This is a genomic window from uncultured Nevskia sp., from assembly GCF_903885465.1.
Classification (GTDB): Bacteria; Pseudomonadota; Gammaproteobacteria; order Nevskiales; family Nevskiaceae; genus Nevskia.
Map to the genome: position 1 here is coordinate 1 of NZ_CAISIQ010000297.1, position 7,186 is coordinate 7,186.

At 63.6% G+C, this 7,186-nt stretch carries 2 protein-coding genes and 2 pseudogenes; 2 read left to right on the plus strand and 2 right to left on the minus strand.

Features of this window, described 5'->3' with window-relative positions; all coding sequences use genetic code 11:
• Both QZY06_RS11490 and aceB read right to left on the minus strand, forming a co-directional pair.
• Positions 1-497, minus strand: a pseudogene (locus QZY06_RS11490) (isocitrate lyase); the annotation flags it as partial.
• An 87-nt stretch (positions 498-584) separates the two neighbouring features.
• A complete protein-coding gene (gene aceB / locus QZY06_RS11495; protein ID WP_295684325.1) occupies positions 585-2,168 on the minus strand; it encodes a malate synthase A in 1,584 nt (527 codons plus the stop codon).
• Between the two features lie 600 nt (positions 2,169-2,768).
• Here aceB and QZY06_RS11500 point away from each other — a divergent pair.
• Complete coding sequence (locus tag QZY06_RS11500) at positions 2,769-5,924, plus strand: TonB-dependent receptor (RefSeq protein WP_295684327.1); 3,156 nt, start codon at positions 2,769-2,771, stop codon at positions 5,922-5,924.
• 90 nt (positions 5,925-6,014) lie between these two features.
• A pseudogene (locus tag QZY06_RS11505) lies at positions 6,015-7,186 on the plus strand (hypothetical protein); the annotation flags it as partial.

Sequence of the window (7,186 nt, forward strand, 5' to 3'; positions counted from 1 at the left end):
ACGCCACCGAAACCGGCTTCCGCGTCAGCGACGATCGGCAGGAAGTAGTCGATGAATTCCTTCGAGCCCGGCTCGATGCCACGCGACCACTGAATTTCGTCAGCGCGCTTGAAGGTGTTGTTGATGCGGCGAACCATGGTCGGCACGGAGTCGTACGCGTACAGCGACTGGTCCGGGTACATGGTTTCGCTGGTGTTGCCGTCGGCAGCAACCTGCCAGCCGGACAGATACACGGCTTCGAGGCCGGCCTTCGCCTGCTGCATGGCCTGACCGGCGGTGATCGCGCCGAACGCGTTCACATAGCCCTTCTTGGCGCCGCCGTTGACCTTGGCCCAGAGCTTCTCGGCGCCGTTCTTCGCCAGCGTGTAATCAAGCTGGACGCTGCCACGCAGACGGACGACGTCAGCAGCGGAATAACCGCGCTTGACAAGCGCCCAGCGGGGGTTGGTTGCCCAGTCTTTTTCCAGGGCCTTGATCTGGTCTTCACGGCTCGTCATTGCAGCATCCTCTTGGGGTTTGACCCGGTTGGTGTGGGTTGCAGCGAAAAAGCACTCCGACGCTGTCGGCAGAGCGCTTAAGTTGAATCAGTCGAGATAGTCGTAGCTGGCGAGGGTCAGGAAGTCCGCGCACTTTTCGGCGGTGGACATGCGCGCCATGATGCCGGCGGCTTCCGCGAAACGGCCCTGGTAGTAGCGCTCGTCGCCAAGCTGCGCCTTGTAGGCGGCCAGCTCTTCGTCGATGGTCTTCAGCACCAGGCCCTTGGTGACCTTGCGGCCATCGGCAAGCGTCGCGCCGTACTTCAGCCACTGCCAGACCTGGGTGCGGGAGATTTCGGCAGTCGCCGCGTCTTCCATCAGGTTGTGCAGCGGCACGCAGCCGTTGCCACCGATCCAGGCTTCGACATAGCCGATGCCGACATTGATGTTGTTGCGCAGGCCGCCTTCGGTGATCTCGCCGATCGGCTGCTTGAGCAGATCCGCCGCCTTGATCTTGTAATTGAATTGCTTGGCGAGCTGGTTCGGCTCCGGCATGTGTTCGTCGAACACCGCCAGTGCGACCGGTACCAGACCCGGATGAGCAACCCAGGTGCCGTCATGGCCGTTGCGCACTTCGCGCAGCTTGTCGGCCGACACCTTGGCGAACACGGCGTCGTTCTTCGCCTTGTCGTTCTTGATCGGGATGAACGCGGCCATGCCGCCCATCGCCATCGCGCCGCGCTTGTGGCAGGTCTCGCAGAGCAGCTTGGAGTAGCTGTCGAGGAAATGGCGATCCATGCCGACCGAGTGACGGTCCGGCACCATCCAGTCGCCATGCGCGTTGAGCGTCTTGATGCAGCTGAAGATGTAATCCCAGCGGCCGCAGTTGAGCGCCACGATGTGGTCGCGCAGCTCATAAAGAATCTCGTCCATCTCGAACGCGGCCCACAGCGTTTCGATCAGCACGGTGACCTTGATGGTCTTCTTCGGAATGCCGAGCGCCTTCTGGGCGTCGACGAACACGCTGTTCCACAGCCGCGCTTCGAGATGCGACTGCATCTTCGGCAGATAGAAGTACGGGCCCGAGCCCTTCTTCAGCAAGGTGGCCGCGTTGTGGAAGAAGTACAGGCCGAAGTCGACGATGCCGCCCGGAGCCGGTTCGCCGTCGATCAGGATGTGCTTCTCGTCGAGATGCCAGCCGCGCGGACGCACGATCAGCGTCGCGACTTCCTTGTTCAGCTTGTATTCCTTGCCTTCCGGCGAGGTATAGCTGATGGTCTTGTTGACCGCGTCGCGGAGGTTGATCTGGCCGTCGAGCATCAGCTCCCAGGTCGGCGATGCCGAATCCTCGAAGTCCGCCATGAAACACTTGGCACCAGCGTTCAGCGCGTTGATGACCATCTTGCGGTCGACCGGACCGGTGATCTCGACGCGGCGATCCTGGAGATCAGCCGGAATGCCGGCGATCTTCCAGCTGCCACTGCGGATTTCCTTGGTCTCGGCCAGGAATTTCGGCAGCTTGCCGGCATCGATGGCGACCTGCCGCTCCTTGCGGAGCTCCAGCAACTCGCTGCGCCGGCTGCGGTGCTTGCGCACCAGCTTGGCGACGAACTCGATCGCGTCCTTGGTCAGGATCTTCTTGTACGCAGGACGAATTTCGCCCGTGATTTCAACGCCTTCCACTGCACTCATCCGAGACTCCGCTGCCATTCTTGGGTGAGCCGCTGCGCTTTTGTCATGCGTTGAATCGCATGACATGCAGCGGCGAACGCCCGGGCCCTAGCCCGGGCCGGGGTTTGGGGTCGCGCATGATAGCGAAACGACCCTTACGCCGCAATGCAACAAAAACAGACTGGTACCCGTTCCGAGCCGCAGCACAGGCCGTTGGCGGCGGTGGTCCGGATCAACTGACGCGCGGCGTGCCAGAAGCGCTCTTTCGCGCACCGATGGATCCGGATGCGGCCCGACCGCCGAGGCCGACCATCAGGTGACGAACGGAGGTAGTCGTCAGACCGTGAGCATTCCGGTCCGGACCACCGATTGCGACATTTCCGTGACCGAGCAAGGCTTTATGACGGTATTGCGTACGGCTCACAAGTCGTTGAATTCACATTTGTAAATCAATATAAAAACATAATTTTTACAATAACTTGCGCGTTCGAATGATCTTCGGTCGAGGGGCAGGATAAGCCCCTGACAATTTCACGAATCCGTCATATCCGGTCAGTACTTTGCCGCCATTCCAAACGGCGCCGCCGTGGGCATTGATCTACTTACCGGGGAAATTTTCTTATGACGCGTGCACGTCTTGCCACGTCACTGTTTGCCATTGCGGTCGCCGGCCAGGTCGAGGCCGCACAGGTTTCGCCGGGTGAAGTTGCTGTCGCTGTCGTCCGGGGCGCTGAAGGCGTTGCCGGGCTGACCGTCTCGGTCGACGGCAAATCGATCGGCACCACCGATGCCGGCGGCCGCATCAGTTTTAGAACCACCAGCGGCCTGCATCGCATCGTGCTGACCCGCGGCACCACCAATGTCGCGTTCACCGAGATTCGCCTCGGCGATGCCGATGCCGCCGAAGTCGCCGTCAACCTGCCTGCCGACGTCGGCGACGCCAAGGTCGAGCGCGACATCTTCAATGCCCGCGAAGCCGCGGTCACGCCGATCGCCGGCACGGTCACCGACAGCAGCGGCAAGCCGCTCGCCGGTGCCAGGGTTTCGGCCGCCGATACCGCCATCAATACCACCACCGACGCCAGCGGCGCTTTCAAGCTCGACCTGCCGCGCGGCGAATACACCGTGCAGGTTGCCGCCGAAGGCTCGGCACCGCAGGACATTCCGGGCGTCCGCGCCTCGCCGCTACTGGGCGGCTCGCTGGCGGTCAGTGTCAGTGCCGTCAAGCCTTCGTCGGCTGCAGCCACGACCACTACTCCGGGCAGCGGCGCCACCGCACTTGGCACGGTCACCGTAAAAGGCGTGGTCCGGCGTCAGTCGACGGCGACCAAGGAAAGAGTCGCGACCTCGGTCATCGACTCGGTTTCGCAGGAAGAAATCGCCGCTGCCGGCGATTCCAATGCTGGAGAAGCGATCCGTCGCGTGACCGGCGTCAGCGTGCAGAACAATGTCGTGGTGGTGCGCGGTCTCGGTGATCGTTATTCGACGACCCTGGTCAACGGCGCGGAAATCCCGAGCTTCAATCCGAGCCGCCGCGTCGTCGCCGTCGATGCCTTCCCGAGCGAATTCCTCGGTGGTTTGACGGTGCAGAAAACCTATAGCGCCGATCTGCCGGGCGAGTTTTCCGGCGGTGTGGCGCTGATCGAAACGCGGCCGACGCCGGATTTCGAAACCGGTGCGATCCGAGTCAACGTCGGCGGCAACACGCAGACCACGTTTTCGCCGGTGCTGACCTATCAGGGCTCCGATTTCGATTACCTCGGCACCGACGGCGGCCAGCGCGACCTCCCCGGCAGCTATCGCGACATCACCAACAACGGCGCCAACACGCTCGGCGGCGCAACGCTCGCGGACCGTCTGAAACTGCTGCAGACGCTGCCGAACCTGTTCGATCTGCAGCGCATCGACAAGGCCCCGGCCGACTTCGGTGGAAGCCTGAGCTACGGCAACGTGTTCAAGCTCGGCGGCACCCAGAAGTTCGGCTTCCAGGTCACTGGCCTGTACGACACCAACTATCGCTTCCGCCGTGAACAGCGCGGCGTGTTCACGGCGGGCGGTGGCGGTGGTCAGGACGTGTCGCGCCAGGACGTCGAGGAACTGCAGCGTTCCGAGCAGACCTTCGAGACCGGCGGCACCCTGGGCCTCGGCTACGAATACTCGAAGCAGCACAAGGTCGATTTCGTCACCTTGCTCAGCCGTCAGACGCAGAAGGGCGCTTTCTTTGGCCGCGCGGTGGCCAGCGATGCCGGCTTCGCGACCGATCAGGAACGCATCACGCTCGACTACGTCGAAGGCCAGCTGATCACCAATCAGCTGACCGGCAAGCACACCCTGACCGACGCCGGTGGACTCAAGATCAAGTGGCAGGCCGGTTACTCGGTCGCCGATCGCGACGTGCTCGACCGCCGCACCTACGGCCGCTTCCGCGCCGTCGGCACCGACGATCCGTTCCTGATCGGCTTCGGCCAGTCCGGCGAAGCTTCGGAGCCACGTCGTACCTGGGAGTTCCTGCAGGACAAGACGCTCGATCTGGGTGTCGATCTGAGCCTGCCGTTCGAGGCCTCGGACAGTCTGCGCGGCGATTTCAAGTGGGGCGCGCGCGGCACCCGTCGTGATCGTGATTTCGAATCGGTGCGCTTCGCCTATTCCTCGCTGGCGACGCAGCGCAGCGATCTGTTCCGGACGCTGCAGCTGGTGCCCTCACTCGAAAACGTGTTGACCCCGACCTTCTTCGGGCCGGGCGGCTTCGATCTCACCGATCTGAACATCTCGATCCGGGGCGGCGGCAACGCCAACGTCTATGACGGAGCCCAGGACGTCAACGCGTTTTATGTGATGACCGACGTGTTCGTCGGCGAGCAGTTCGAAGTACAGGCCGGTGGCCGCCTCGAGAAGTCCACCATCAACGTCGAAACCGGCGATCCGGCCGGTGGCGCAACGGTGAACTCGCGTCTCACCGATAGCGACATCCTGCCGAGCCTGAACGCGACCTGGTTCATCAGCCGCCAGACGCAGGTGCGCATCGGCGTATCGCAGTCGCTGAACCGTCCGCAGTTTCGTGAACTGGCGGAAGTCGACTTCCTCGATCCGGAAACGCGCTTCCTGACGGTCGGCAACTCGCAGTTGCGTTCCGCGAAGCTGACCAACTACGACCTGCGCTTCGAGCAGTACTGGAGCAACTCGAAAGCAGCGTCGATCGGCATCTTCTACAAGGACATCCGCAACCCGATCGAATTCAACATCGACGCTTCATCGGGCAACCAGGTGGTGCGCTCGTTCCAGAACGCCAACAGCGCGAAGGATTACGGCATCGAACTCGATGCCCGCTATGACCTCGGCATCCTCCAGGCCATCGCACCGCCGCTGCAGTTCGCTTATGTCGCCGGCAACTTCTCGCGCATCGAATCGGAAGTGACCTTGCCGAATGGCTCGACGCGCCAGCTGCAGGGCCAGTCGAACTATCTCGCCAACGCCACGCTCGGCTACTCGAATCCGGCCAGCCGCACCGACGCCACCTTGCTGTTCAACATCTTCGGTGACCGCCTGGCCGAAGTCGGCATCAACGACCTGCCGAACTCCACCGAGAAGTCCTACCCGGTGCTCGATTTCAACATCCGGCAGGGCATCGGCCAGCACTGGCAGATCGGGCTCAAGGCCCGAAACCTTCTTGATCCGCGCATCGACATCGAGCAAGGCCAGTTCAACGGCCAGGCTGCGCTGCAGCGCAGCTACAAGCTCGGCCGTTCCGGGCAGATCAGCGTGCAGTACCAATTCTGAGTTGAAGAGAGCGTCGCCGGCCCTCTTCGGCGGCCGCAGCAGTCAGCAGCCATGAAGCATCAGCAACACGAACCCATCTGGAGATTAGAGATGCATTTCAAGAAAACCGCAGTCATCGCGGCGACCCTGATCGGTAGCGGCTTTCTCGTCGCCTGCGAAGGCACCGATCTGAATCCGAATACCACCGTCATCAACATCGGCGGCGGCACGACCGGTAGCACCACGGGCGGGACCGGCGGCGGCACGACGGGTGGAACCACGGGCACCACGACCGGTGGCAGCACGCCCCCGGCCGGCGCGCTCACGGGCTCGCTCGGTGCAGGCACCGGTACGACGCTCGTAGGCACCGGCCTGCCGGATCCATTCTCGATCGCCACCTACTTCGCGCTGCCGGGCTTCAACAACACGCAGAGCGTGGCCGGCCGCATCGACGCCACCGGCTACCCGATCACCGGCACCACTGGCCTCAACGCCGCTTTCACCGCTCCCGCGGTCTGGCCGCCGGCCACGGCGACCGATGCGATCTCGCTGCCGGTGCCATCCACCGTGGTCAGCACCAGCTACATCGGCGCCTTCGACCCGGCCGTGAGCCGTGCCAACGCCTGGACCGCCGGCTGGACCGTGCGCGTCAATGGCAATGACGACATCTGGCGCTTATTCGGCGGCACCGCCGGCACCGCGCTGTCGGGCGCTTCGGTGGCCCAGGCCACCAGCACCTGCCCAGCCGGCACCACCCTGGTCGGCGACTTCGTGGCGATGTTCGGTCCGCTGTCGCGTGACGAAACCGGCCTGTTCACCGGTACCGCCGCAACCGGCAACTACGACGTCTGTCGCCTGCCTGCCCGCTTCGGCACCGCTGGCGCGCTGACCCTGACCAACGACAATGTCTACGAAATCGAAGCCGACAGCTTCCCGGGTGCAGTCATCGGCAACGGTGACCTGCAGCGCTCGGCGGTCGGCTATGCCGAAACCGCGTCGGTGCTGGTTATCGAGCCGGGCACGCTGGTCTATGCCTCGGGCCGTTCGGCCCTGGTCATCAGCCGCGGCGCGCAGATCATCGCCAACGGCACGGCGGCAGCGCCGATCGTGCTGACCTCGCGCACCCAGATCGCCAACCGCTTCGATGGCAGCGCCGCAACGCCGACCGACGCACCGGCCGGTGGCTGGGCGGGCCTCGCGCTGCTCGGCCGTGCGCAGGACAGCCAATGCGCCGGCAACCCGCCGACCAACTTCGATACCTGCGACGTGCTGATCGAAGGCAA

What these genes read in the sequence shown, in the direction of transcription:
- QZY06_RS11500 (WP_295684327.1), top strand. Translation starts at nt 2,769, where the DNA reads ATGACGCGTGCACGTCTTGCCACGTCACTGTTTGCCATTGCGGTCGCC.
- aceB (WP_295684325.1), bottom strand. Translation starts at nt 2,168, where the DNA reads ATGAGTGCAGTGGAAGGCGTTGAAATCACGGGCGAAATTCGTCCTGCG.